This is a genomic window from Mesorhizobium sp. M7D.F.Ca.US.004.01.2.1 (assembly GCF_003997785.1).
In the GTDB taxonomy this organism is placed as follows: Bacteria; Pseudomonadota; Alphaproteobacteria; order Rhizobiales; family Rhizobiaceae; genus Mesorhizobium; species Mesorhizobium loti.
On record NZ_RZRQ01000014.1, the window covers coordinates 17,885 to 40,632 of the forward strand.

A 22,748-nucleotide genomic window follows, 5' to 3' on the forward strand; every position below is an offset into this window, starting at 1 on the left:
ATTGGGCAAAGGAGCCAGCGTGACGATCGATTCGGCCGCCTTCGAGCGCTATAGGCGCTCGCCGAACGCCAGGACGACGTTGCCGCGCCTTTTCCTCGGAACGGCGATCGTGGTCCTGTTCTGGGCCGCCACGACCGCGGCCGTGCTGTTCTGCGGCACCTACGTTTTCTTCACCTGGCAGGCACCAGCGGCTCCGCCACCAGGCGGGGTAATGCAGGACTTCCTCGCCTCGCCCATCGGCATCCTCACCGCGCTCGTCTCGTTCGCCGGCATCTGGATCGGCCTGTGGGTTGCCATGCGCTGGGTGCATGGCGAGAAGCTATCGGCGCTGATCGGCGTCAGCCATCGTATTTCATGGTCGGGCTTCCTCAAGGGGCTGATCGCGGTGCTGATCACCTCGCTCATATCCGAGATCCTGCTCTATCTGCTGCAGCCGCAGATCGCGCGCGGCACGATCAGCCTGTCGTCCTGGCTGCTGTTCGCGATCCCGATCGCCGCGCTCACTTTGTTGCAGACCTCGTCCGAAGAAATGCTGTTTCGCGGCTATCTGCTGCGCGGCCTGGCCAACCGGTTCAGGAGCCCGTTCATCTGGGCTCTGTTGCCCGCCTTGCTGTTCACGTCGCTGCATTGGAGCACAGGCGCGTCGCCCGCCATCAACGCCTGCGTGCTCGCCTCGATCGCCGCTTTCGTGCTGCTGCTGACGCTTGTCGTCTATGCCACCGGCAATCTCGGCGCCGCCTTGGGCGCTCATCTCGGCAACAATCTGACCGGGTTTCTGCTGATCTCGCATCAGCAGAGCTACAATTCCTTCGCTTTGTTCACCGCCAGGCCGCTCGAAGGGCCGGGCTGGACGACATATGATGCGGTTCTCATCGCCTTCATCGGCATCGCCTGCAGCCTGCTGACGATTTGGTTGCTGCTGCATCCGCGCTCACCGCTGAGGGTTGCCGCTGAGTTGCCCGACCGGTCGGGCTCGGCCTGAACGCAGCCTGGGACGACCCGATATGGGCCTTGTCTTGACTCTGCGGCCGATTTCCTGTCTACACGCCCCGAATTCCGCGACGAGTATCCCTCCGAGCAAGCCGACCAGGACGCCGAAACCTCTTTTGAGGTGAAGTGCTGTAAATCGATCCTGGAGGCCAACACCCGGCAGCGCTGAGCGCCCCCGGGTGCTTTTTGGCTTTTCGCTTGCACGGGCTTTTGCTTGGACACTTGGCGCGAACGCATTACTTCTCGGTCACCGTCCGGGTGCCTGGGAAAAAGGAAGAAGAATGTTTGAATCGCTGCAGGAGCGCCTTGGCTCCATCCTGAACGGCCTCACCGGCCGCGGTGCCCTGTCGGAGGCTGATGTCTCGGCGGCGCTGCGCGAGGTGCGCCGTGCGCTGCTCGAAGCCGACGTGGCGCTGGAAGTGGTGCGCTCCTTCACCGACAAGGTGCGCGAGAAGGCCGTCGGCGCCGCCGTGGTCAAGTCGATCAAGCCCGGCCAGATGGTCGTCAAGATCGTCCATGACGAACTGGTCGAGATGCTCGGCGCCGAAGGCGTCGCCATCGATCTCAATGCCCCGGCCCCGGTCGTCATCATGATGGTCGGCCTGCAGGGGTCCGGCAAGACGACCACTTCGGCCAAGATCGCCAAGCGCCTTTCCGAGCGTCAGAACAAGAAGGTTCTGATGGCCTCGCTCGACACGCGGCGGCCCGCCGCGCAGGAGCAGCTGCGCCAACTCGGCGAACAGGTCAAGGTCGCCACGCTGCCGATCATCGACGGGCAGTCGCCGGTCGACATCGCGCGCCGCGCCGTGCAGGCGGCCAAGCTCGGCGGCCATGACGTCGTCATCCTCGACACCGCCGGCCGCACCCATATCGACGAACCGCTGATGGTCGAGATGGCCGACATCAAGAAGGTGTCGAGCCCACACGAAATCCTGCTGGTCGCCGACTCGCTGACCGGCCAGGACGCCGTCAATCTGGCCAAGAGCTTCGACGAGCGCGTCGGCATCACCGGTCTCGTGCTGACCCGCATGGACGGCGACGGCCGCGGTGGTGCAGCCCTTTCGATGCGCGCCGTCACCGGCAAGCCGATCAAGCTGATCGGCACCGGCGAAAAGATGGACGGGCTGGAGGAATTCCACCCCAAGCGCATCGCCGACCGCATCCTCGGCATGGGCGACATTGTCTCGCTCGTCGAAAAGGCCGCAGAAAACATCGACGCCGAACAGGCGGCGGCGATGGCCAAGAAGATGCAGTCGGGCAAGTTCGACCTGAACGACCTCGCCAGCCAGCTTCAGCAGATGTCGAAGATGGGCGGCATGGGCGGCATCATGGGCATGATGCCCGGCATGGGCAAGATGAAGGACCAGATGGCCGCCGCCGGTCTCGACGACAAGATGTTCGGCCGCCAGCTCGCCATCATCTCGTCGATGACCAAGGCCGAGCGCGCCAACCCCGACCTTCTCAAGCATTCACGCAAGAAGCGCATCGCCGCCGGTTCCGGCACCGACGCGGCCGAAATCAACAAGCTGCTCAAGATGCATCGCGGCATGGCCGACATGATGAAGGCGATGGGCGGCAAGGGCAAAGGCGGCGGCCTGATGCGCGGCATGATGGGCGGTCTCGCCTCCAAGATGGGCCTCGGCGGCATGATGCCTGGCGGCATGGGCGGCATGATGGGCGGCGGCATGCCGGACCTGTCGAAGATGGATCCCAAGCAGCTCGAAGCCTTGCAGAAGCAGGCGCAAGCGGCCGGTCTCGGTGGCGGCATGAAAGGCCTTCCCGGCGGCGGTGGCCTGCCCGGTCTGCCCGGCGGCATGAAACTTCCCGGGCTTCCCGGTCTCGGCGGCGGCGGGCTGCCCGGCCTTGGCAAGAAGAAGTGAGGACGCCATGAACGAAGAGAAAGATATGGCCGACGCCCGCACCATCCTGGCCGATTACCGCGCCTCGATCGACAACATCGACGCAGCCCTCATCCACATGCTGGCCGAGCGCTTCCGCTGCACCAAGGCGGTTGGCGTGCTGAAGGCGACGCATGGCCTGCCGCCGGCCGACCCGGCGCGCGAGCAGCAGCAGATCGCCCGGCTGCGCCAGCTGGCGAAGGATGCCCATCTCGACCCGGATTTCGCGGAAAAATTCCTCAACTTCGTCGTCCGCGAAGTGATCCGCCACCACGAACAGATCGCCGCTTCCAACGGCGTGACGAAAACCAACTGAAACCCAATCAACGAACTTAGAGTTTTTAGGAGAAAAGAAATGCCCTTGAAGATCCGACTGGCCCGCGCGGGCTCGAAGAAGCGTCCTTACTACCACGTCGTCATCGCCGACGCCCGTTCGCCGCGCGACGGCCGGTTCATCGAGTCGATCGGCTCGTGGAACCCGCTGCTGCCCAAGGACGGCGAGCGCGTCAAGGTCGACGCCGACCGCGTCAAGCATTGGCTGGCGCATGGCGCCCAGCCGACCGACCGCGTGCTGCGCTTCCTCGACGAAGCCGGCCTCGTCAAGCGCGACGCCCGCTCCAACCCGAAGAAGGCCGAGCCGGGCAAGAAGGCGCAGGAACGCGCTGCCCTTCTGAAGAAGGCGCAGGAAGACGCCGCAGCCGCTGTTGCCGCTGCCGCCGCAGCACCGGCCGAGGCGGAAGCCGCTACCGCCGAATAAATATTGCTCTATCGCATCCAGGAAAACGGCGGGCCATGGTGCCCGCCGTTTTGCTATGCCGACTTCATTTTTCGACGCGGCGGATCAATAGCCGCTCGGGCAGCGGTCGATGTAGACGCGGCCACGGCTATCACGGTAGCGGCATTCGCCACGCTCGCTCGCCCGGCCGATCAGCGCACCGGCAACAGCACCCACAGCGCCACCAACGACCGCACCTTGAACCGGATCACCGGCGACAGCAGCTCCGACCGCAGCCCCGCCCAGTCCGCCGACAGCCGCGCCTTTTTCCGTTTGTGAACAAGCGGCGAGCGGCATCAGCAGGGCCATCAAAAGCATCGTTTTCTTCATTGTCGTTCCTCTCCGATAGGGAAACGCCTCCGCCGCCAAGCGAGTCTCTAACTCGCAACTCGGCGATTTGATCCACGGGCAAGGAATTCCGGCAAAGGATTGATTTGATCTTTTGCGATTGATCCCGACCCCTTCAGTGAGATGCTCTCAAAACGATACGGCATGACGCGCATGCAAGCTTCCAGGGTGCTTCCTCCGTCAAAGAGCGTGGACGCCAGATCGAATTTTGGTATACTCGTATACGAGATTCGCTGGAGCATTTGAATTCCATGGCAAGAACATTTCGGCCAAACCGGGCACATTTACCGACCGAAGCTATCGTCATCGGCGGCGGAATTGCCGGATGCACCCTTGCCTACGAACTGGCATCCAACGGCATCAAGACAATCGTCATCGAGCAGAACGTGATTGCGGCGGAGTCTTCGGGGCGCAACACCGGAACCCTGCTTAGCGGCCCCCAATCCGAGGTCGTCCAGATGTTGGACGCCTGCGTCCCGATCTATGAAGAACTGGCTGACGGCCCTGTTCCCTTTGAATTCGAAAGGATTGGGCACCTGCTGATCGCCGAGGATGACGAGACTTTGGAGAAAGCCGAAGCGACCGCACACTGCTATCGGCAGGCCGGTGTTGGCATGGAGCGGGCCACCGGGACCGATCTGGCCAACGACCACCCGGCCTTGGGGTTCAACGTGGCCGGCGGCTATTTCGTCGAGCGGGCATGGACCCTGGAACCGATGGGAGCCACCCATGCCTTCGCCCACGCCGCGCGTCAGGCGGGCGCGGTGTTTCAGACCGGCACGCGTGTCGCACAGATCCACACGCGCAACGGAAAGGTCCAGGGCGTCTTGACGGATCAAGGCATTTTGACCTCGGACATGGTGTTCATTGCCAACGGACTTTGGGCCAATGACGTCCTGCGCCGAACCGTTGGCGACGATCCCCTGCCGGGCCTCCCCCTTTCGGCGGGCCGCGGATGGCTTGTCCAGCTTGGTGCTCTTGGATTCAGGATTCCATGGATCGTTGAAGAGTTCACATGGCCCGATCAGGAAGAGCTTGGGAAGCGCATGTCCCTGCGCGGTCTGGAAGATCTTGCTCGCCAGCGTGACGACCAGATTGCGGTTGAGGCCATCTGCCTCAACCCGATGAAAGGCGGCGACGCACGCCTTGGCGCCACTGTCCAGCCGGCGTTCCGGGATCTGGTGCGCAACACCGACATAGCGAGCCGGATGGCCGCTCGAACGCTGCGCATGATCCGGGGCCTCGATGTTCCCACCATCAGGAACGTCTATCCGGGCAATCGGCCGATGTTGCCCGACGGATTGCCGGTAGCCGGGCCAACGCGCATCGAAGGGCTCTTCGTGCATGGCGGGATGGGATCGATAGGCATGCATGCGGCGCCCGCCACGGCGCGCTGGCTGGTCGATGCCGTGCTGAACAATGGCGGCGGCCAGATCACCAGGTCATGGCTGAGCCCAAACCGCTTTGCCGGATGGGACAGCTGACGTCACGCCGCATAGGGCTCATGCACGTCACTTTTCGCCGAGACGCTTCAGATTGGCGAGGCCGACCTCGAAATCCTTGCCGATCAGCGTGTCGAAATTCATGAACAGGCCCATCAGCTTGGCGATGAAGGGCCGGCCGCCGCGCATCGCCCAGGTGACGGCGGTGTTGTCGCCCGACGGCGTCAGGGTGAAGTCGACATTGTTGTTGGCCCTGAACGGCTTCTCAAAATCGAGTTTCAGCGACACCAGCGAGGACGGCACCGAATTGACGATCTCCATGCGCCCCTTGCCGGCCTTGCCGTTGCCCTCCCAGGCATAGGCCGCGCCCTTGCCGCTGTCGGTGCCGGAGAGCGTGCGCTTCATCTGCGGGTCGAGCTTTTCGTAGGGCGACCATGTCGGCCAACGGCTGAAATCATTGATCAGCGGGAAGATCGCTTCCGGCGGAGCCTTGATCGTGGCGGTGCGGGTGACGACGAAATCATTCGGCCGAGTCGCGGCATAGAGGAGCACGGCGGCGATGATGACGAGCAAGATAATGAGGATGGTGCTGAACATTTTTCTCTCCCTAAGGCAATTCCAGGAAAAGTGTGAAGCGGTTTTCTGTTCGGAATTGCTTCAAAACAATGAGACTATCGGCTGAACGGGATCAGCGCGCGCACGCGTGGGTCGCGCAGATACAGGCCACCCCACAGGATGATGCCGAGATAGACGCCGAACAGCGTGTGCGAGAACAGCGGATTATCGACGCGGAGATTGGTGGCGATGGCGCCGCCCATATAGGTGGTGAGCAGGATGGCGCCGAGCACCGCAGTGCGCGGCAAGGCGTAGAGCGCCGTCGAGATCAGGCCGATGATGCCGAGCATGCGCGCGACATTCGGATCCGCCGGCCAACCGAGCGGCACCATCGTCTGGGTGACGATGTCGAGCGGCGGCAGCTTGATGGCGCCGTCGAAGATCATGAACAGCACGATGACGCCGCTGAGCGCGCGGCCGGTCCACAGAGCGCCCGGCGATACGGGCACGGTTTCGGAAATGCTCATGGCGGTCCCTCCTGATGGTTCGAGCCCTTTCGCTGGGGTCGAACCAAGGACGCGGCATGAGGCTGCGATCCTACAGGATGCGGATTCTTTTTGGCGTTGTTCTGCCTACGAGAAGTAAAACTTCTCGGCCGGCAGCATTTTCGGTGGCGTTTCGCCCAGAGCCTCGAACACCGAGATCTCGCAGACCCTGCAGAGGCCGTCGAGAGCGAGGTCGTTGGCCTCGGTGCCGAACGGGTCCTCGAGTTCTTCCGACAGCGCGTCGAGGCCGAAGAAGGTGTAGGCGATCAGCGCGGTGAACAGCGGCGTCGCCCAGCCGGCGGCGGAGACCAGCCCGAAGGGCAAGAGCAGGCAGAAGACATAGGCGGTGCGCTGCAGAAGCAGCGTATAGGCGAACGGCAAGGGTGTTCCCATGATGCGCTCGCATCCGGCCTGCGCGGCGGCGATTTCCGACAGGCGCTCGTCGAGGATGCGGTAGCCGATCGTGTCGATCGCGCCGGCCTTGCGCAGCACGGCGATGCGGCGGCCCATGCCGCGTACCATCGCGTCGGGTGCGTTCGCTGCCTTGGCGACTATCTCGGTTTCGTCACCGATGAAGGCGCGGGCTTGCGGCGCCGCGTCGACCCGCCTGAGCAGCCCGCGCAGAAAGTGGCAGAAGGCGATCGCTTCCATCAGCAGGCCGCGCAATTCCGCCCGGTCGTCGACCAGCCCGGCGGAGGCGCGCGCCAGATTGCGGATATCGAAGACCAATTGGCCCCACAGTTTGCGCGCCTCCCACCAGCGGTCGTAGGCGGCATTGTTGCGGAAGCCGAGATAGATCGACAGCGCCACACCGAGCAGCGCGAAGGGTGCTGTGCCGGCATTGCCGAAGTCGAGCTTCAGCGCCCGCACGACCACCACCACCAACGCGCCATAGGCTGCAAAGCCAAAGATCTGCGGCAGGATGCGCGGCACCACCGAGCCGCGCATGATGAAGAACAGGTGCAGAAGGCGTGGGCGCGGGCGGACGATCATCAGAAGCCTTTCGCGGACCGGCGCTGGTCCTCAGCTGCTTTATTGTGCGACGCAACAGGTCCGCAAGCCCAGCCGCCAGCGACATCGCCATGTCGTCTGTACAGCGCCCGGGCTATCGGCACTCGCCGGTCGCGGCTATTGAGGAGCAGGTGGCTGCGGCCCGCTTCTGCAGGCGAGAGAAGACGAATGACCGGCGAAACCGATCTGAAGACACTGCTGGCATCGATGACGCCGGAACTGCTCGCCGGCACCTATGTCTTCGCCACGCTGGCGCCTGGCGTTCCCCAGCCGGAAGGCCTCGAGCCGGTGATGGTGTTCCGTGAGCGCGAGGGCGTGACGCTGATCGTAACCGACGAGGAGGCCAGCGCAGCGGCACTGACCGCTTCGTTCCGCTGCCGGATGGTGACGCTAAACATCCATTCGTCGCTGGAAGCCGTCGGCTTCCTCGCCGCCATCACCACGCGGCTCGCCGCCGCCGGCATGGGCGTCAATCCAGTCTCGGCCTTCTACCACGACCATCTGTTCGTGCCGGCGGACAGGGCTGAGGAGGCAATGGAGCTGTTGGTTGGGTTGGCGGCTGAGAATCGAAGCTGAGGCTGGTGCTGCCCCTCATCCCCCTGCCGGGACCTTCTCCCCGTGAACGGGGAGAAGGGGGGCTAACGGCCAGAGGCCGAGCCCGCGACTGCGGGCCGCCGGTCGTCCGGCGCCCTCGCGGAGGGCCCGCCGCGGCAGCGGCGATACGGCCCGTGAGCGAAAACTGAATCAGCCGTCAGGCCGCCTTCTTCTTCGGCTGGATCAGGCCGCGCTCGACCAGCAGCTCGGCGATCTGCACCGCGTTCAGCGCCGCGCCCTTGCGCAGATTGTCGGAGACGATCCACATCGACAGGCCGTTGTCGATGGTCGAATCCTCGCGGATGCGCGAGATGAAGGTGGCGTCCTCGCCGGCCGATTCCAGCGGCGTGATGTAGCCGCCGTCCTCGCGCTTATCCAGGACCTGGCAGCCCGGCGCCTCGCGCAGGATATCGCGCGCCTCATCGGCGGTGATCGGCTTTTCGAACTCGATGTTGACCGCTTCCGAATGACCGATGAACACCGGCACGCGCACGCAGGTCGCCGTCAGCTTGATCTTGGGATCGAGCATCTTCTTGGTCTCGGCGACCATCTTCCACTCTTCCTTGGTGGAGCCGTCGTCGAGGAAGACGTCGATATGCGGGATGACGTTGAAGGCGATGCGCTTGGTGAACTTCTTGACCTCGACGCCATCGGCGACGAAGACCGCGCGGGTCTGGGTAAAGAGCTCGTCCATGCCTTCCTTGCCGGCGCCGGATACCGATTGATAAGTGGCGACGACGACGCGCTTGATGGTGGCGAAGTCATGCAGTGGCTTCAATGCCACCACCAGCTGCGCCGTCGAGCAGTTCGGGTTGGCGATGATATTCTTGCGCGTGAACAGCGAGATCGCGTCCGGGTTCACTTCCGGCACGATCAGCGGCACGTCCTGATCGTAGCGGAAGGCCGACGAATTATCGATGACGACGCAGCCCTGCTTGCCGATTTTCGGCGACCATTCCTTGGAGACGTTGCCGCCGGCCGACATGATGCAGATGTCGGTGTCGGAAAAGTCATACTGGTCGAGCGTCCTGACCTTCAGCGTGCGGTCGCCGAACGACACTTCAGTGCCCTGGCTGCGCCGTGAGGCCAGCGCCACGACTTCGCTCACCGGAAAGCCGCGCTCTTCCAGTATGTTGAGCATTTCCCGGCCCACATTGCCCGTGGCGCCGACGACTGCAACCTTGAAACTCATCGAAAAATCTCCTGTCCCTCTCCGCTTGGTTTTTGGAGAAACCCGCTGGCCGATGCGGGTTCCGTCCCCCGGGCCGAACCCGGGAGAGGGTGGTTAGGCCAAGGGAATCACACCGTTTTGGCGGTGGTTTTGGCCATAGTTTTGCTGGAACGGGGAGACGTGCCGACCCGCCCGGCCCAATGATGTGCATTGAGGCTGGGGGCATCGAATGCAAGAAGAGCCATCAAAAGGCCGCGCATCGAAAGACGATCCCGTTCGAAGCGGGCTTTTACGCGGTTTGCGTCAAGAGTCAATTGCGATGAGCGCCCTGTTGCCCTGTACAATGGCAGCGGCACGAAGTACGAACGGCGTGACTATCCGGCTCATGGAGCGTCCCGACGCCCGCCGAAGACAGGCCCATTGCTGGGCATATAAGAATCCGAATTCCGAAAGAGTAAGATGTCCAACTTCGATGCACTCGTTCCCGCGCTGGCAAAGGCGCTGGAAAAACGCGGCTATTCCGAGCTGACGCCCGTACAGAAGGCGGTTGTGGCGCCCGAACTCGGCGAGGCCGATGCGCTGGTTTCGGCGCAGACCGGCTCCGGCAAGACGGTGGCCTTCGGCCTCGCCTTGGCGCCAACCCTGCTCGGAGGCGCCGAGCGCTTTGGCCACGCCGCGGCACCGCTGGCGCTGGCGGTGGCGCCGACGCGTGAACTGGCGTTGCAGGTGACACGCGAGCTGGAATGGCTCTATGAGCTGACCGGCGCCACGGTGGCGTCCTGCGTCGGCGGCATGGACATGCGCTCGGAGCGGCGCGTGCTGGAGCGCGGCGCCCATATCGTCGTCGGCACACCCGGCCGGCTGCGCGACCACATCACCCGGCACTCGCTCGACATGTCGGCGCTCAAGGCGGTGGTGCTCGACGAGGCCGACGAGATGCTCGACCTCGGCTTTCGCGAGGACCTCGAATTCATTCTCGACGCTGCCCCGGCCGAGCGCCGCACGCTGATGTTTTCGGCCACGGTGCCGCGCTCGATCGCAACGCTCGCCCAGGGCTACCAGCGCAATGCCGTGCGCATTTCGGCCGCCGGCGAGGAAAAGCAGCATCTCGACATCGAATACCGGGCGCTGAGCGTTGCCCAACCCGACCGGGAAAACGCCATCATCAACGTGCTGCGCTATTACGAGGCCAAGAACGCGCTGGTGTTCTGCAACACGCGTGCCGCCGTCAATCATCTGACCGCGCGCTTCAACAACCGCAACTTCTCCGTCGTCGCACTCTCCGGCGAACTCAGCCAGAACGAGCGCAGCCATGCCTTGCAGGCAATGCGCGACGGCCGCGCCAAGGTCTGCATCGCCACTGATGTCGCGGCGCGCGGCATCGACCTGCCCAACCTCGAACTGGTGATCCACGCCGACCTGCCGACCAACCCGGAAACGCTGCTGCACCGCAGCGGCCGCACCGGCCGCGCCGGGCGCAAGGGCGTCAGCGCGCTGATCGTGCCCAACAGCGCCCGCAAGCGCACCGAACGGCTGTTGCAGAATGCCGGCCTCAAGGCGACATGGGCGAGCCCGCCCTCGGCCGACGACGTGATGCGGCGCGACGACGAGCGCATCCTTGCCGATCCGGCTTTCGACGAGCCGGTGAAGGAGGACGAGCGCGGTTTCATCGACGCGCTGCTCGCCAGGCATGGTGCCGAACAGGTGGCCGCTGCCTTCGTGCGCCAGTGCCGCGCCAGCCGCTCGGCGCCGGAGGACTTGATGGAAATTGCGCCGTTCACGCCATCGCGTGAAAGACCGGCGGGCGAAAACTTCACACGCCGGGACGAAGCGCCCAGCCGCCGAGACGATTTCGGCGACAGCGTCTGGTTCTCGCTGTCGATCGGGCGCCGGCAGAATGCCGAGCCGCGCTGGCTGATCCCGATGCTGTGCCGCACCGGCAGCATCTCGAAGCGCGAGATCGGCGCCATCAAGATGCAGCCGGAAGAGACCTACGTGCAGATCGCGGCGGACTGGGCCGACCGCTTCCTGGCCGCGATCGGTCCCGACCGCAAGCTGCAAGGCAACATCCTGGTGAAGCGGCTGGACGGCACGCCCGATCTGTCGCGCGCCGGCTACCAGCCGCCAAGCCCCGACAAGAAACCGCATCGCGGCAAGGCGCCGTTCGACCCCAACGCGCCGAAGCGCAAATTCGAGAAACGCGCACCGGCTTCAGCCGATCAGCGCCCGGCAGTCGCGCATGAGGCAAAGCCGTGGGCGAAGCCGGGCAAGCCGAAATTCGACGCCACCGGCGCGCCCAAGCACAAGAAGGCGAAGAAGCGGCCCGCCTAAAACCTTGATCGGCTCGACGCACTCGCCTGCAGGCCTGCCTTGATGGCAGCCCAGCTAGCAGCCGCCGGCGTCGGCCGATGCTTCTCCGCGATGCGCTCGACCAGAGAGGATCGCCACGCATGGTCCTGCGCCATCCTGCGGATCGCCGCATACCAGCCTTGCTGATCTTGTGAATCGATCGCCGGCATCAGGCCGCCGGTCGCTTCGATCAGCGACGGCGCTGTCGAGACGATGACCGGAACGCTGAAATCGAGGCATTCCGAGGCGCCGTAGCCCCAGCCCTCGATATGCGAGGGAAAGACGCCGAAGGAAGCGCGGCGATAGTAGCCGATGAGTTCCTCGTCGCTGACCAGCCCGGTGAACGTGACCGACTGGAGGAGCTCAGGATGCGCCTTCAAATAAGCCCGCAGCGGCTCGATCATCCAACCCCAGCGCCCAGCGCAGACAAGCCGCGGCAGCTTGACGCCCTCGTCGAGCGCCTGCTGCCAGATCCGCGCCAGCAGGATGTGGTTCTTGCGTACTTCGATGGTCGAGCAGTAGAGCACGAACGGCTCGTCGGTCTCGATGCGCGAGGTCGTGCCAGCGCGTGATGCCGTCTCGTGCAGGATGGAGGGCATCGGAAAACGATACACGACCGGCGCGGCGACGCCTGCCTTGTGCATATGATCGGTCAGCGTCGCACCAACTTCCTCGGATGCACAAAATGCCGGCGCACCGGAACGCACGAGGTGTTCGAGATATGACCCGTAACGTCTCTCGCGAGGGGTCATACCAACCAGGTCGGGGCGCAGTGTCGGGATGAGGTCGTGGCAAAGAAACGCGAGGCCACCGGCGCGCGCCGAGACGGCGGCTCGGTCATCCCCGGTCAGAATGTGATGGCTGATCAAGACAAGGCCGCGTTCGGTCTCGGCCGCTCGGCTTGGAACGTCCTGGCGCAGGCCCGACCGGATCCTCGCCCGCTGGTACAGGCGATAGGCACGGATCAGCAGCTTCGTCGCCTGATAGGCAATCCCTTTGCGGCCATTGGTCACCGTCTTGGCGAGATGGCGGTCAGCGTCGCGCTTGCCCCATGGTTGCAGCGCCACTGCCTCGAAAGCCTGCGACAGCGCCGTGCGTCTTCCCGGCCACCTCTGGACCTGATGCGGTGAAATCTCGCCCGCCGCGACATGGTCCTGCTCGTAAGGGGCAAGTGGGCGGAACCGAGCTTCATCGGCTCTGAACGCCACCACCTCCACGCAAGAGTCGGGATCCGCCAACGCCGCGTTGATGAGAAAGCTTTCTACCCGTGGGATGCCGGCCAGGCCCTCGCCGGGTGGCCAGAACATCAGACCGGTGGCATCGATGGCCAGCCTCGGAGGCCTTGCGGCCTCTCTGTCCTCTATCGCGACGCTGGTATCGGAACACTCGGCTGTCATTGTCTGCTTTTGGGTCTGCTTTGGCGACGGCGGTTGTACTTGATGCCTTATGCTTCATCTGCCGGCAAGACGGTAGCCATGCTGCCCGGTATTGCCCATCGGCTCGGCCCTGTGCCACACGTTCGGCAGGGACGTGGCGAGCGGGGGTGGCAAATGCGCGGCGAAGTGCTTCACTATGACGAGGACCAGGGGTTTGGCTTCATCACCGGAGCCGACGGCAACCGCTACACCTTCACCCGCGAGAACCTGCGCCGGGAAACCGCCATGCCCAACGGCACGGCCGTCGAGTTCCAGCCGGGCGGCGGCCAGGCGCGCGACGTCTTTTCGATCGCCGCCCCGACTGCCGCTGCGGCCGCCGCCGACCCCGGCATCGAGGCCGCCCCTGCCCAGGCCGGCGTTCCGCCCCCAGCAGCCCCACCTCCTGCGCAGCATTTCGGTCGGTCTTCCGAAACAGCCGAGCCCAGCGATCTCTGGGGCTATTTCTGGCGTGGCGTGACGCAGAACTATTTCAATTTCGCCGGTCGCGCGCGTCGCAAGGAATATTGGGGCTACTGCCTATTCTGGACGGTTTGCCTGCTGATCATCGGCGGCATCGGCCTGTACACCGATATGGATATGGGCGGTTTCGACAGCGATATCTCGGGCGCGATAACGGTCGGGCTGTGCGGCACTTTCCTGCTGGCGACAATTCTTCCCAGCCTCGGCATGATCGTGCGCCGGCTGCACGACATCGGCCTGTCAGGCTGGCTCTGCCTGCTGATCCTGATCCCGACCATCGGCAGCCTGATCATCCTGGTCTTCGCGCTGATCCCGACGCAGGCCAGGGAAAACCAGTGGGGGCCGGTGCCGGCAGGCGTCAGGGTTTAGTATAGCGTGCATATTGCAATCGATGGCAACCCTGGGTAGTATTCTCATCGCAGCATAGATGGGGGTACGCATGCAGGGCGCGGTGCTTCACTACGACAAGGATCAGGACTACGGCTACATCAATGGAGTTGACGGCAAGCGTTACTTCTTCGTCCTTAACGATGTGACCCAGGGGGCGGCCCTCGTCAGCGGTACCCTCGTCGAATTCCAGCCCGATGACGGCACGGCACACAATATCGTCGCCGTGAATTCGACCACGGCCTCGTCACCTCCCCGCCAGCCCGGCCGTACCGCCGAAAACCAGCCCACTCGTTCCACGGGACTGTGGGCATACTTCCGGAACACGGTGAGCGTGAACTATTTCAATTTCAACGGACGCGCCCGCCGCAAGGAATTCTGGGCCTTTTGGCTATGCTTTAATCTTGTGCTGGTGGCGCTTATTGGCTTCGGGATACTCGTCAATTTGGCCATCAACGGCTTCGGCATCAATGCGGGTAGGACGTCGATCGGATTGCTACCCGCCGCTGTCTTCGTCTTGGCATTCGGCCTGCCATGGATCGCGCTTACGGTGCGGCGTTTGCACGATGTCGGTCTGGGCAGCTGGTTTGTCTTGCTCTGCTTCATTCCGGTTATCGGCGGTGTGGGCTTGCTGGTCTTGGGGCTTGTACCGTCTCAGGTGGGCGAAAACCCCTGGGGGCGGGTACCCGCAGGGGTCAGGATCTAGGGGCAATCGCCTTCAGCGCCTTGCCCGAAAGCCTGAGAAAGACCTTCTGCTCGTGCCGTTCGACGCCGAGCCTCGCGTAAAAACGCAGCGCGCCCTCGTTCCAATCTTCGGTGGTCAGGTCGATACGGCCAATGCCGTGGCTGAGGCAATGATCGGCGAGAAAGCCGATCAGCGCCCGGCCGACGCCGGCGTTGCGGATGTTGTCGAGCACGAACAGGTCCTTGAGGAACAGCAGCCGCTCGAGATCGATACCTGGATGCGCGATCGCCACCGACGCCAAGCCGCTGACCTCGCCGTCGACGAAGGCGAGCGCGAAATGCGGATAGGCCGGGCTTTCCTCGCCAAGCCATTTGCGTGCAGCAAACAGGGTCCGGTCGGCATCGAGAGGCGGCTGCCGGTAATGCTCCGCCATCGCGCACAGTATGGCCGCGAGTGCCGTGGCGTCCTCGATCGTCGCCCAGCGGACGTCGACCGCCATGGGGATCAGCTCAGGAATTTGGCGATGATCGCGTCGCCCATCTGAACCGTACCGACCTCGGTCATGCCATCGGACATGATGTCTTTCGTCCGCAGGCCTGCATCGAGCACGGCAGCGATCGCGCTTTCGACACGGTCGGCTTCATCAACCATGCCGAAGGAATAGCGCAGGCACATGGCGAAGGAGGCGATCATGGCGATCGGGTTGGCAATGCCCTTGCCGGCGATATCGGGCGCCGAGCCGTGTACCGGCTCGTAGAGCGCCTTGCGCTTCTTGGTCTTCACGTCAGGCGCGCCGAGCGAGGCCGACGGCAGCATGCCGATCGAGCCGGTCAGCATGGCGGCAATGTCGGACAGCATGTCGCCGAACAGATTGTCGGTGACGATGACGTCGAACTGTTTTGGCCAGCGCACCAGCTGCATGCCGCCGGCATCGGCCAGCATGTGGTCGAGCTTGACGTCGGAATAGCGCGCCTTGTGGGTCTGGGTGACGACCTCGTTCCACAGCACGCCCGACTTCATCACATTGCGCTTTTCCATCGATGTGACGTGGTTCTTCCGGGTCCGCGCCAGCTCGAAGGCGACGCCGGAAATGCGCTCGATCTCGAACGTGTCATAGACCTGCGTGTCGATGCCGCGCTTCTGGCCGTTGCCCAGATCGATGATCTGCTTGGGCTCGCCGAAATAGACGCCGCCGGTCAGCTCGCGCACGATGAGGATGTCGAGACCCTCGACCACCTCCTGCTTGAGCGAGGAGGACGCCGCCAGCGCCGGATAGCAGATGGCGGGGCGAAGATTGGCAAACAGCTCCATGTCCTTGCGCAGCCGCAGCAGGCCAGCCTCGGGACGCACCTCATACGGCACCGCATCCCATTTCGGACCGCCGACGGCGCCGAACAGCACCGCGTCGGCCGCCATCGCCTTCTCCATGTCGGCATCGGAAATCGCCGCGCCATGCGCGTCATAGGCGCAGCCGCCGACCAGGCCGTCCTCGGTGGTAAAACCGCTGCCGAGCTTGTCGTTCATGGCTGATATCAGTTTCTTGACCTCAGCCATGGCCTCCGGACCGATGCCGTCGCCGGGGAGCAGGAAAAGATGCTTCGTTGCCATGGAGAAACCGTCCCAGAAAGAATGCGTTTCGATTTGGGGTCTTGCTAAACGCCAAGCGCCCGGCGCGCAAGCCTGCACGCCACAACCATGATCACCGATGCGAGAGAATGTTGATCAGCCGGCCGAACGGATCGCGGACATAGAAGCGCCGCACGCCCCAGGGTTCGTCGGCCGGTCCGTATTCGATGGCGAAGCCGGCCGTCTTCATGGCATCGAGCGCTGCATCGACATCATCGACCTCGATCGAGAGAGGCGGCACCGGCGTTCCGGAGCCGCCTTGCGCCATGAAGCTGATCTGGACATCCATCTTTGCTTGCGAGCCGTAGGTTGTGATCCAGCCGAGGTCCATGAGCATGTCGAGGCCGAGCACGTCCTGGTAGAAGCGCTTCGCCGCGGCGACATCCGATGTCTCGATGTTGGCAACGATGCGCTGGACTTTCATCGTCGGCCTGCCTTTTACGCTGTGCGCCGCAGCGCCGTGACTTCGATCTCGATCTTCATTTCCGGTTTGTTGAGCTGGCAGACGATCATCGTCGCCGCCGGTCTGATGTCGCCGAACGTCTCGCCGAGGATCGGGAAGACGATGTCCACGAAGGTCTGATCGGTGATGTAGTAATGCGCCCGCACCACATCGGCCATCTCGAAGCCACCATCATGAAGCGCCTTGCCGATCGTCGCCAGGCAATTGCGTGTCTGCGCCTCGACAGTGTCCGGCATCGTCATCGTCGCATAGTCATAGCCGGTCGTGCCGGAGACGAAGCACCAGTCGCCCTGCACCACGGCACGCGAATAACCGGCGGTCTTTTCGAAGGGGGAACCGGTTGAGATGAGTTTGCGCATATGAGGGGCCTTGCTTGGGTTGTCGGCCAGCATTAGCAGGCGGAACGGCGCGGGTCGTGGGCCAAGCCAGGCGAACTGTTATCCCGGAAGCGAAGCGCGAACCTCCGAGATTGGTTGAAGCATCCCTTCCGTCGTCATCCTCGGGTCTGCGCTCCGCTGCGCGTCGCTCCGCCCATGGATGACGAAAGCGCGGGGGCGCCGCGCAAAGCTAATGCTTTAATTTGCCGACCCCTGCGCCTTGTCCAGCGCTTCCTTGATATCCGCCGGCCATGTCGCCACCGCCGGCCAGGCGTTCGGCTCGCCATTGTCGCCGCGGCGGGCGAAGTAGAGCTTGTGCTTGGCCGGGTCGACCGCCATGAACCCGTCATTGCCGCCGCAGTCATGCGGCACGCAGCCGCTGGCGTAAAAGGCGCCCGATGCGGTCTTTTCCGTGCCGCCGCCGACCAGCAGGCTGGTCGCCATGTCGGGCATGTCCTTGCCGAGCAGCTTTTCAGCTTCCTTGTAGACAGCCTCGTTGTGGAAGGCGTCGATGATGTTCTGGTATTTTTCCGGATCGATGTCTTTCCAGTCCGTGCCGGGTTCCGGCATGTAGGTCAGATTGCCCGAAATCGTCAGCCCGTCGGTCGGCGACCACTGCAAAGCCGGCTTCTGATCCCCCGGCAACAAATAGGGCACGAAATAGATGGCGTTGTCGGACACCGCCGAGGGCGGCGCGCCGCAGTCGTCCTGCTCGACGGTGGTGCTCTGGACGGTGCCGCCTTCCGGCTTCCAGACGATCACTGTCGCCGGCCCGCATTGATTGCCGCCATCGCCGACATCGAACAGCGCCACCTTGACGCCGCCGACTTCCACGATCTTATCGAAGAAGACGTCATAGTTGGTGGCCAGCTGTTTGCCGTCATAGGCAAGCACCTTCTCACCGTCCTGTTCCGGTTGGGTGATGGTCAGCGTGCCGCCCTCGAAGGGCACAGGCGCCTGCTTGTCGTCATCGGAGGCGTCGGCGGCGTCTGTCCCCTGGTCGGTGGTAGGCTTCTCGGCCGCAGGTGCCGGCTGGGCGGCGGGCGTCTGTGTTTGCGCATAGGCGCCCGCCACCGGCACCAGCAAAAGGGCCAGCCCGCAGGCGCCGGCAAGAAGCGAACGTGTCATGGTGGTCCTCCGTTTCGTCAGATCATAGCCGGCCGAAACCGAAACGCCAGTCCGCGCTCTGCGCAGGAGCCTTCGCGTTTTCGTCATCACCTTCGCGGAATGGTGGCCTAGTTCGGCGAGCCAAGCGCCTTGTCCAGCGCCGCCTTGATGTCGGCAGGCCACGTCTCCACTGCCGGCCAGACATCCATCCTTGGCTTGCCGCTGCTGCGGGCGAAATAGAGTTTGTGGTTGGTCTGGTCGACCGCCATGAACCCGTGGTTGCCGCCGCAATTGTGCGGCGCGCAGCCGTCGAAATAGACGATGCCGGACGCCGTCTTTTTCGTACCGCCGGCGGCCAGGAAACTGGCCGCCAGGATGGCCATGTCCTTGCCGAGCAATGTTTCGGCGTCCCTGTAGACAGCCTCGTTGTGGAAGGCGTCGATCATGTCTTCGTATTCCGACGCGTCGACATCTTTCCAACCCGTGCCAGGGTCCGGCATGTAGGTGAGATTGCCCGAAATCGTCAGCCCGTCCTGGGGCGACCATTGCATCACACGCTTCGAAGCGCCCGGTAAGAGATAGGGGACGAAATAGAGGGAATTGTCGGTCACCGACGCCGGCGCGCCGCAGCCGTCCTGCTCCACCGTGATGCCCTGGACCGTGCCGCCTTTCGGCTTCCACACGATCATCACAGGAGGACCGCAGAGATGGTCGATGTTGCCGTCGCCGACATCGACCAGCGCCACCTTGGCGCCGGCGATATTGACGATCCTGTCGAAGAAGACGTCGTAATTGCTCGCCAGCTTCTGACCGTCGAAGGCGAGCACCTTTTCGCCGTCGGGCTCCTGCTGGGTGACGGTCAGGTGACCGCCCTCGAACGGGATCGGCGCCTGCTGATCGATGGCAGGCGCCTGCGTCTGGGCATGCAAGCTAGTCGTCGGAAGCAGCATCAACGCCAGCCCGCAGGCGCCTGCAAAAAGCGAGCGTGTCATGACAGGTCCCCGTTCTACCCGAAGCGAAGACCAGCCATCGGTGCGGCCTTGGTACTCAGGCGGCGTCTATCAGGCCCAGGGGCGCTGTTCGGCGTTGCGCTTCTCGAACGAGGCGATGGCGCCGGCCTTTTCCATGGTCAGGCCGATGTCGTCGAGACCGTTGAGCAGGCAGTGCCGCTTGAAATCGTCGAGGTCGAATTTGACCACGCCGCCATCCGGTCCGCGGATTTCCTTGGCCTCGAGGTCGACCGACACCGTGGCGTTGGAGCCGCGCGACGCGTCGTCCATCAGCTTCTCGAGATCCTCGGGGCTGACAGTGATGGGCAAGATGCCGTTCTTGAAGCAGTTGTTGTAGAAGATGTCGGCGAACGAGGTCGAGATGACGCAGCGAATGCCGAAGTCGAGCAGCGCCCACGGCGCGTGCTCTCTGCTCGAGCCGCAGCCGAAATTATCGCCGGCAACCAGGATCTGCGCCTTGCGGTAGGCCGGTTTGTTGAGCACGAAATCCGGATTTTCCGAACCGTCGTCATTGTAGCGCATTTCGGCGAACAGGCCGGTGCCAAGTCCGGTGCGCTTGATCGTCTTCAGATAATCCTTGGGGATGATCATGTCGGTGTCGACATTGACGATCGGCATCGGAGCGGCGACGCCGGTGAGCTTGGTGAATTTTTCCATGGCTTTTGCCCGTGTTTTCGTTGCGGGAGGATTTGCTGAGGCACGGTTTACACAAAGCCGGCGGCAAATAAAAGGCAACTGTTTGTGCGCGGTGGCACAAGCCAGCCCGATGGTGCAGTCTGGCGACCATGGCAGAAAACTCACACGTCCTCTATGCACGCGAAGCCGCGCTCGACATCGACGAATTCCGCCGCGTTCTGATCGAATCCGGCCTCGGCGAGACACGTCCCGTCGATGACGACGTCAGGCTACAGGCAATGCTGTCGGGCGCCAATCTGGTGCTGACCGCACGCCTCGACGTCGAAGGCAGGCCACTGATCGGCATTATCAGGGCGATGACCGACTTTTCCTGGGTCTGCTACATCTCCGAACTCGCCGTTTCCCAATCGGCGCAGGGGCTCGGCATCGGCAAGGGCCTGATGGACGAGGCCCGCCGGCAACTCGGTCCGTCCGTCGCCATCAGCCTGATCTCCATGCCCAACGCCGTCGGCTTCTACGAACGCATCGGCATGAAGCACATGGCCGACGCCTTCTGGTTCTCCCGCAAGGGCTGACCTTCCTCAGAAAGCCGTGACATTCCTGACGACCTTGGTCGCTTGACATGCAACCATTTGGTTGCATATTAAAGCCATGAGCATGGATGCCGTCTTTCGCGCCTTGGCCGACCCGACCCGCCGGCAGTTGCTGGACAGCCTCCATGCCAGGAACGGGCAGACGCTGAACGCGCTGTGTGAACAGATGGATATGACGCGCCAGGCGGTGACCAAGCATTTGGCGATCCTGGAGGAGGCCAACCTCGTTAGCACCGTCCGCAAGGGGCGCGAGAAGGAGCACTACCTCAACCCCGTCCCCATCAACGAGATCGCCGACCGCTGGATCGGCAAATTCGAGCGGGGGCGGCTGACCGCTCTCGGCGACTTGAAGAAACGCCTCGAAAGGGAAGACTGATGAGCAACAAGTTCGTCTACGTGACCTACATCCGCACCACGCCCGAAGAACTCTGGGAAGCGCTGACCGAGCCGGAGTTCCACCAGCAATATTTCCTCGGCGCCCAGATGCAGAGCGAGTGGAGAAAGGGTTCGGCCTGGAAGATCGTCTACCCCGACGGCCGCGTCACCGACAGCGGCGAGATCCTCGAGATCGATCCACCCAGGCGCATCGTCATCAAGTGGCGCAATGAGTTCATGCCGGAAGTGAAGGCCGACGGCTACACCACCTGCACCTTCGTCATTGAGCAGGAGCGCGACATGATGAAGCTCGCCGTCACTCATGAGGCCGACGGTCCGCATAAGCTGCTGGAACATATCGGCAATGGCTGGCCACTGGTGTTGTCGAGTCTCAAGAGCCTGCTCGAAACCGGCAAGGGCCTCTCGCGCCCGGCATCAAAGGGGTGAACGGCCTCGTTTCGGTAACGAAACAATCTAGTCAGGAGAAACCCTATGATGCATGTCCCTATCGTGCACAGCATGACCAATGGCGAGACCGTCATGGCATCAGCCGATATCGGCGCGCCTGCGGAGCGTGTCTTCCGTGCCCTGGTCACGAACGAGGTCGAGCGCTGGTGGGGGTCTGCCGACACCTACAGGATGGTGGACTGGTCATGCGATCTTCGCGTCGGCGGCCGCTGGGCGGTTTCTGTCAGAACGGCCGACGGCAGGGAGCTTCCAGCGAGCGGCGAGTTCCTCGACATCGAGGCACCGCGCAGGGTCGTACAGACGCGAGCCTATGAATGGGACCATCCAACACTTGGCCGACGGCAAACGACGATTGCCTGGCTGCTGGAGCCGACCGCCACCGGCACGCGCCTCACCATCTGCCATGGCGGCTTTGGCGGGCTGAGTGAAGCGGCCACCGAGCATGCCGAGGGTTGGGGACGGGTGCTGAGCTGGCTGCAGGCCTATGTCGACGCTGAAAGACCGGCAGCTGCTTAGGGACGCGTCTTCCTTCTCCCCAGGGGAGAAGGAAACGCCGGCGTCAAATCACATTCAATTCCCGAAACGCCCGTCCTTCCGCGACACGGCCATAGCCAAACGCCGAGCAGTCCACCGTGCGATAGCCGCCATGCACGATCAGCTCGGCCAGCGCCTTGCCGACCGCCGGCGCCTGCTGCAGGCCGTGGCCGGAGAATCCGTTGGCGAAGATGAAATTCCCAACCTGCGGATGCGGGCCGATCACCGCGTTCTGATCCAACGTGTTGTAATCGTAGTGGCCGGCCCAGGCGCGGGTCGGCTTGATCGCCTCAAAAGCCGGAATGCGGGTCGCCAGCACCGGCCAGATCACCTCTTCGAACAGCGGCCAGTCGACCGCGAAATCCCCGGGGGCGGCCGGACCGTCGCCCTCTTCCGGCTCGGCGCCGCCGGTGAGGTAGACCGAGCCTTCCGGGCGCACATAGATGCCGGAGGGATCGACCAGCAGCGGCATGTCGGCATATTTCTCGCGCGCCTCGAAAACGAAGACGTTGCGCTTGCGCGGCTCGACCGGCAGCGCCAGCCCGGCCATGGCGGCGACCTTGCCGGCATTCGGCCCGGCGGCGTTGATCACGGTGCCGGCTTCCAGCACCTCGCCATTGTCGAGGCGGACGCTGGTGACACGGTCGCCTTGCCGCTCGATGCCGGTGACATCGGCGGTGATGAAATCGACTTTCTTCTGCCGCAGCGCCTTGCGGAACAGCATCAGCATCGCATGCGCGTCGAACCAGCCCTCGCCGCTGCGGCCATAGGCGCCGGCGGTGATGCCCTCGGCCGACAGCCACGGGAAGCGGCGCACCAGCTGCTCCGCGTCCTCGAGCACGATGGCGGCGCCCTCGGCCATCTGCGCCTCGTGATTGCTCTTGAGGATCGGCAAGCCCTTCTCCCCGGCCAGG

27 protein-coding genes are annotated in these 22,748 nt (G+C 63.6%); 13 read left to right on the top strand and 14 right to left on the bottom strand.

What is annotated here, in order from left to right:
* Positions 1–19: 19 nt before the first annotated feature.
* From EN993_RS04705 to rpsP, 4 genes are all read left to right on the top strand, one after another.
* A complete protein-coding gene (locus EN993_RS04705) occupies positions 20–982 on the top strand; it encodes a type II CAAX endopeptidase family protein (RefSeq protein WP_127262519.1) in 963 nt (320 codons plus the stop codon).
* 289 nt (positions 983–1,271) lie between these two features.
* A complete protein-coding gene (gene ffh, locus EN993_RS04710) occupies positions 1,272–2,870 on the top strand; it encodes a signal recognition particle protein (RefSeq protein ID WP_109663712.1) in 1,599 nt (532 codons plus the stop codon).
* Positions 2,871–2,877: 7 nt separating this feature from the next.
* Positions 2,878–3,204, top strand: a complete 327-nt coding sequence (locus tag EN993_RS04715) for a chorismate mutase (protein WP_056585656.1) — start codon at positions 2,878–2,880, stop codon at positions 3,202–3,204.
* Positions 3,205–3,243: 39 nt separating this feature from the next.
* Entirely contained in the window at positions 3,244–3,645 is a 402-nt protein-coding gene (gene rpsP, locus EN993_RS04720; RefSeq protein WP_013528800.1) for a 30S ribosomal protein S16, read from the top strand.
* Between the two features lie 84 nt (positions 3,646–3,729).
* Here rpsP and EN993_RS04725 read toward each other — a convergent pair whose 3' ends face one another.
* Positions 3,730–3,993: a glycine zipper domain-containing protein gene (locus tag EN993_RS04725; RefSeq protein WP_127262520.1), complete on the bottom strand. Its 264-nt coding sequence runs from the start codon at positions 3,991–3,993 to the stop codon at positions 3,730–3,732.
* A 269-nt stretch (positions 3,994–4,262) separates the two neighbouring features.
* Between EN993_RS04725 and EN993_RS04730 the strand changes: the two genes are divergently transcribed.
* Positions 4,263–5,495, top strand: a complete 1,233-nt coding sequence (locus EN993_RS04730; protein ID WP_127262537.1) for an FAD-dependent oxidoreductase — start codon at positions 4,263–4,265, stop codon at positions 5,493–5,495.
* Positions 5,496–5,522: 27 nt separating this feature from the next.
* Here the strand turns inward: EN993_RS04730 and EN993_RS04735 are convergent, their stop codons facing one another.
* The 3 genes from EN993_RS04735 to EN993_RS04745 all read right to left on the bottom strand — a co-directional run bounded on the left by EN993_RS04735 (position 5,523) and on the right by EN993_RS04745 (position 7,546).
* Positions 5,523–6,050 carry an SRPBCC family protein gene (locus tag EN993_RS04735; RefSeq protein ID WP_127262521.1) on the bottom strand — a complete coding sequence of 176 codons (528 nt, stop codon included), beginning with the start codon at positions 6,048–6,050 and terminating at the stop codon, positions 5,523–5,525.
* Between the two features lie 74 nt (positions 6,051–6,124).
* Entirely contained in the window at positions 6,125–6,535 is a 411-nt protein-coding gene (locus EN993_RS04740) for a DoxX family protein (RefSeq protein ID WP_127262522.1), read from the bottom strand.
* Between the two features lie 105 nt (positions 6,536–6,640).
* Positions 6,641–7,546 carry a bestrophin family ion channel gene (locus EN993_RS04745; protein WP_127262523.1) on the bottom strand — a complete coding sequence of 302 codons (906 nt, stop codon included), beginning with the start codon at positions 7,544–7,546 and terminating at the stop codon, positions 6,641–6,643.
* Between the two features lie 186 nt (positions 7,547–7,732).
* Between EN993_RS04745 and EN993_RS04750 the strand changes: the two genes are divergently transcribed.
* Positions 7,733–8,140, top strand: coding sequence for an ACT domain-containing protein (locus EN993_RS04750; protein ID WP_127262524.1), 408 nt, complete (start codon positions 7,733–7,735; stop codon positions 8,138–8,140).
* 175 nt (positions 8,141–8,315) lie between these two features.
* Here the strand turns inward: EN993_RS04750 and EN993_RS04755 are convergent, their stop codons facing one another.
* Complete coding sequence (locus tag EN993_RS04755) at positions 8,316–9,350, bottom strand: aspartate-semialdehyde dehydrogenase (protein WP_027059343.1); 1,035 nt, start codon at positions 9,348–9,350, stop codon at positions 8,316–8,318.
* Between the two features lie 438 nt (positions 9,351–9,788).
* Between EN993_RS04755 and EN993_RS04765 the strand changes: the two genes are divergently transcribed.
* The gene (locus tag EN993_RS04765) at positions 9,789–11,660 is read left to right on the top strand and encodes a DEAD/DEAH box helicase (protein WP_109663698.1); all 1,872 of its coding nucleotides are present in this window, start codon (positions 9,789–9,791) and stop codon (positions 11,658–11,660) included.
* Here the strand turns inward: EN993_RS04765 and EN993_RS04770 are convergent.
* Complete coding sequence (locus tag EN993_RS04770) at positions 11,657–13,075, bottom strand: glycosyltransferase (RefSeq protein ID WP_127262526.1); 1,419 nt, start codon at positions 13,073–13,075, stop codon at positions 11,657–11,659. The genes EN993_RS04765 and EN993_RS04770 overlap by 4 nt on opposite strands.
* Before the next feature lie 153 nt (positions 13,076–13,228).
* Here EN993_RS04770 and EN993_RS04775 point away from each other — a divergent pair, with 153 nt between their 5' ends.
* Both EN993_RS04775 and EN993_RS04780 read left to right on the top strand, forming a co-directional pair.
* The gene (locus EN993_RS04775) at positions 13,229–13,942 is read left to right on the top strand and encodes a DUF805 domain-containing protein (protein ID WP_126066942.1); all 714 of its coding nucleotides are present in this window, start codon (positions 13,229–13,231) and stop codon (positions 13,940–13,942) included.
* A 70-nt stretch (positions 13,943–14,012) separates the two neighbouring features.
* The gene (locus tag EN993_RS04780) at positions 14,013–14,666 is read left to right on the top strand and encodes a DUF805 domain-containing protein (protein ID WP_127262527.1); all 654 of its coding nucleotides are present in this window, start codon (positions 14,013–14,015) and stop codon (positions 14,664–14,666) included.
* Here EN993_RS04780 and EN993_RS04785 read toward each other — a convergent pair.
* From EN993_RS04785 to leuD, 7 genes are all read right to left on the bottom strand, one after another.
* Positions 14,656–15,144: a GNAT family N-acetyltransferase gene (locus EN993_RS04785; protein WP_127262528.1), complete on the bottom strand. Its 489-nt coding sequence runs from the start codon at positions 15,142–15,144 to the stop codon at positions 14,656–14,658. The genes EN993_RS04780 and EN993_RS04785 overlap by 11 nt on opposite strands.
* 5 nt (positions 15,145–15,149) lie before the next feature.
* Positions 15,150–16,253, bottom strand: a complete 1,104-nt coding sequence (gene leuB, locus EN993_RS04790) for a 3-isopropylmalate dehydrogenase (RefSeq protein WP_109663690.1) — start codon at positions 16,251–16,253, stop codon at positions 15,150–15,152.
* A 91-nt stretch (positions 16,254–16,344) separates the two neighbouring features.
* Positions 16,345–16,695, bottom strand: a complete 351-nt coding sequence (locus EN993_RS04795; RefSeq protein WP_127262529.1) for a VOC family protein — start codon at positions 16,693–16,695, stop codon at positions 16,345–16,347.
* 14 nt (positions 16,696–16,709) lie between these two features.
* The gene (locus EN993_RS04800) at positions 16,710–17,093 is read right to left on the bottom strand and encodes a RidA family protein (protein ID WP_126066947.1); all 384 of its coding nucleotides are present in this window, start codon (positions 17,091–17,093) and stop codon (positions 16,710–16,712) included.
* A gap of 216 nt (positions 17,094–17,309) precedes the next feature.
* Positions 17,310–18,239, bottom strand: a complete 930-nt coding sequence (locus EN993_RS04805) for a hypothetical protein (RefSeq protein ID WP_127262530.1) — start codon at positions 18,237–18,239, stop codon at positions 17,310–17,312.
* Positions 18,240–18,346: 107 nt separating this feature from the next.
* Positions 18,347–19,210 (bottom strand): hypothetical protein, encoded by an 864-nt coding sequence (locus EN993_RS04810; protein ID WP_127262531.1) that lies wholly within the window; start codon positions 19,208–19,210, stop codon positions 18,347–18,349.
* Between the two features lie 69 nt (positions 19,211–19,279).
* Positions 19,280–19,885 (bottom strand): 3-isopropylmalate dehydratase small subunit, encoded by a 606-nt coding sequence (gene leuD, locus EN993_RS04815; RefSeq protein WP_126066949.1) that lies wholly within the window; start codon positions 19,883–19,885, stop codon positions 19,280–19,282.
* A gap of 128 nt (positions 19,886–20,013) precedes the next feature.
* On the opposite strand from leuD, the gene EN993_RS04820 reads away from it, so the two are divergent.
* The 4 genes from EN993_RS04820 (at position 20,014) to EN993_RS04835 (ending at position 21,816) form a co-directional block, all read left to right on the top strand.
* Positions 20,014–20,439 carry a GNAT family N-acetyltransferase gene (locus tag EN993_RS04820; protein ID WP_127262532.1) on the top strand — a complete coding sequence of 142 codons (426 nt, stop codon included), beginning with the start codon at positions 20,014–20,016 and terminating at the stop codon, positions 20,437–20,439.
* Positions 20,440–20,521: 82 nt separating this feature from the next.
* Positions 20,522–20,833, top strand: coding sequence for a metalloregulator ArsR/SmtB family transcription factor (locus EN993_RS04825; protein WP_206532344.1), 312 nt, complete (start codon positions 20,522–20,524; stop codon positions 20,831–20,833).
* Positions 20,833–21,279, top strand: coding sequence for an SRPBCC domain-containing protein (locus EN993_RS04830; protein WP_127262534.1), 447 nt, complete (start codon positions 20,833–20,835; stop codon positions 21,277–21,279). Before EN993_RS04825 ends, EN993_RS04830 begins: the two co-directional genes overlap by 1 nt.
* Before the next feature lie 45 nt (positions 21,280–21,324).
* Complete coding sequence (locus EN993_RS04835; protein ID WP_127262535.1) at positions 21,325–21,816, top strand: SRPBCC domain-containing protein; 492 nt, start codon at positions 21,325–21,327, stop codon at positions 21,814–21,816.
* 43 nt (positions 21,817–21,859) lie between these two features.
* On the opposite strand, the gene EN993_RS04840 is transcribed toward EN993_RS04835, so the two are convergent.
* On the bottom strand, positions 21,860–22,748 hold an 889-nt coding region (locus EN993_RS04840), incomplete at its 5' end, for an FAD-binding oxidoreductase (protein ID WP_164757538.1).

Excerpts from the sequence above, each read along its gene's own strand:
- EN993_RS04810 (WP_127262531.1), bottom strand. The coding sequence starts at position 19,210 with ATGACACGCTCGCTTTTTGCAGGCGCCTGCGGGCTGGCGTTGATGCTG.
- EN993_RS04735 (WP_127262521.1), bottom strand. The coding sequence starts at position 6,050 with ATGTTCAGCACCATCCTCATTATCTTGCTCGTCATCATCGCCGCCGTG.
- EN993_RS04805 (WP_127262530.1), bottom strand. The coding sequence starts at position 18,239 with ATGACACGTTCGCTTCTTGCCGGCGCCTGCGGGCTGGCCCTTTTGCTG.
- EN993_RS04800 (WP_126066947.1), bottom strand. The coding sequence starts at position 17,093 with ATGCGCAAACTCATCTCAACCGGTTCCCCCTTCGAAAAGACCGCCGGT.
- EN993_RS04825 (WP_206532344.1), top strand. The coding sequence starts at position 20,522 with ATGGATGCCGTCTTTCGCGCCTTGGCCGACCCGACCCGCCGGCAGTTG.
- EN993_RS04730 (WP_127262537.1), top strand. The coding sequence starts at position 4,263 with ATGGCAAGAACATTTCGGCCAAACCGGGCACATTTACCGACCGAAGCT.
- leuD (WP_126066949.1), bottom strand. The coding sequence starts at position 19,885 with ATGGAAAAATTCACCAAGCTCACCGGCGTCGCCGCTCCGATGCCGATC.
- EN993_RS04755 (WP_027059343.1), bottom strand. The coding sequence starts at position 9,350 with ATGAGTTTCAAGGTTGCAGTCGTCGGCGCCACGGGCAATGTGGGCCGG.
- EN993_RS04715 (WP_056585656.1), top strand. The coding sequence starts at position 2,878 with ATGAACGAAGAGAAAGATATGGCCGACGCCCGCACCATCCTGGCCGAT.
- leuB (WP_109663690.1), bottom strand. The coding sequence starts at position 16,253 with ATGGCAACGAAGCATCTTTTCCTGCTCCCCGGCGACGGCATCGGTCCG.
- EN993_RS04770 (WP_127262526.1), bottom strand. The coding sequence starts at position 13,075 with ATGACAGCCGAGTGTTCCGATACCAGCGTCGCGATAGAGGACAGAGAG.
- EN993_RS04820 (WP_127262532.1), top strand. The coding sequence starts at position 20,014 with ATGGCAGAAAACTCACACGTCCTCTATGCACGCGAAGCCGCGCTCGAC.
- ffh (WP_109663712.1), top strand. The coding sequence starts at position 1,272 with ATGTTTGAATCGCTGCAGGAGCGCCTTGGCTCCATCCTGAACGGCCTC.
- EN993_RS04740 (WP_127262522.1), bottom strand. The coding sequence starts at position 6,535 with ATGAGCATTTCCGAAACCGTGCCCGTATCGCCGGGCGCTCTGTGGACC.
- EN993_RS04745 (WP_127262523.1), bottom strand. The coding sequence starts at position 7,546 with ATGATCGTCCGCCCGCGCCCACGCCTTCTGCACCTGTTCTTCATCATG.
- EN993_RS04765 (WP_109663698.1), top strand. The coding sequence starts at position 9,789 with ATGTCCAACTTCGATGCACTCGTTCCCGCGCTGGCAAAGGCGCTGGAA.
- rpsP (WP_013528800.1), top strand. The coding sequence starts at position 3,244 with ATGCCCTTGAAGATCCGACTGGCCCGCGCGGGCTCGAAGAAGCGTCCT.
- EN993_RS04750 (WP_127262524.1), top strand. The coding sequence starts at position 7,733 with ATGACCGGCGAAACCGATCTGAAGACACTGCTGGCATCGATGACGCCG.
- EN993_RS04775 (WP_126066942.1), top strand. The coding sequence starts at position 13,229 with ATGCGCGGCGAAGTGCTTCACTATGACGAGGACCAGGGGTTTGGCTTC.
- EN993_RS04780 (WP_127262527.1), top strand. The coding sequence starts at position 14,013 with ATGCAGGGCGCGGTGCTTCACTACGACAAGGATCAGGACTACGGCTAC.
- EN993_RS04785 (WP_127262528.1), bottom strand. The coding sequence starts at position 15,144 with ATGGCGGTCGACGTCCGCTGGGCGACGATCGAGGACGCCACGGCACTC.
- EN993_RS04835 (WP_127262535.1), top strand. The coding sequence starts at position 21,325 with ATGATGCATGTCCCTATCGTGCACAGCATGACCAATGGCGAGACCGTC.
- EN993_RS04830 (WP_127262534.1), top strand. The coding sequence starts at position 20,833 with ATGAGCAACAAGTTCGTCTACGTGACCTACATCCGCACCACGCCCGAA.
- EN993_RS04795 (WP_127262529.1), bottom strand. The coding sequence starts at position 16,695 with ATGAAAGTCCAGCGCATCGTTGCCAACATCGAGACATCGGATGTCGCC.
- EN993_RS04725 (WP_127262520.1), bottom strand. The coding sequence starts at position 3,993 with ATGAAGAAAACGATGCTTTTGATGGCCCTGCTGATGCCGCTCGCCGCT.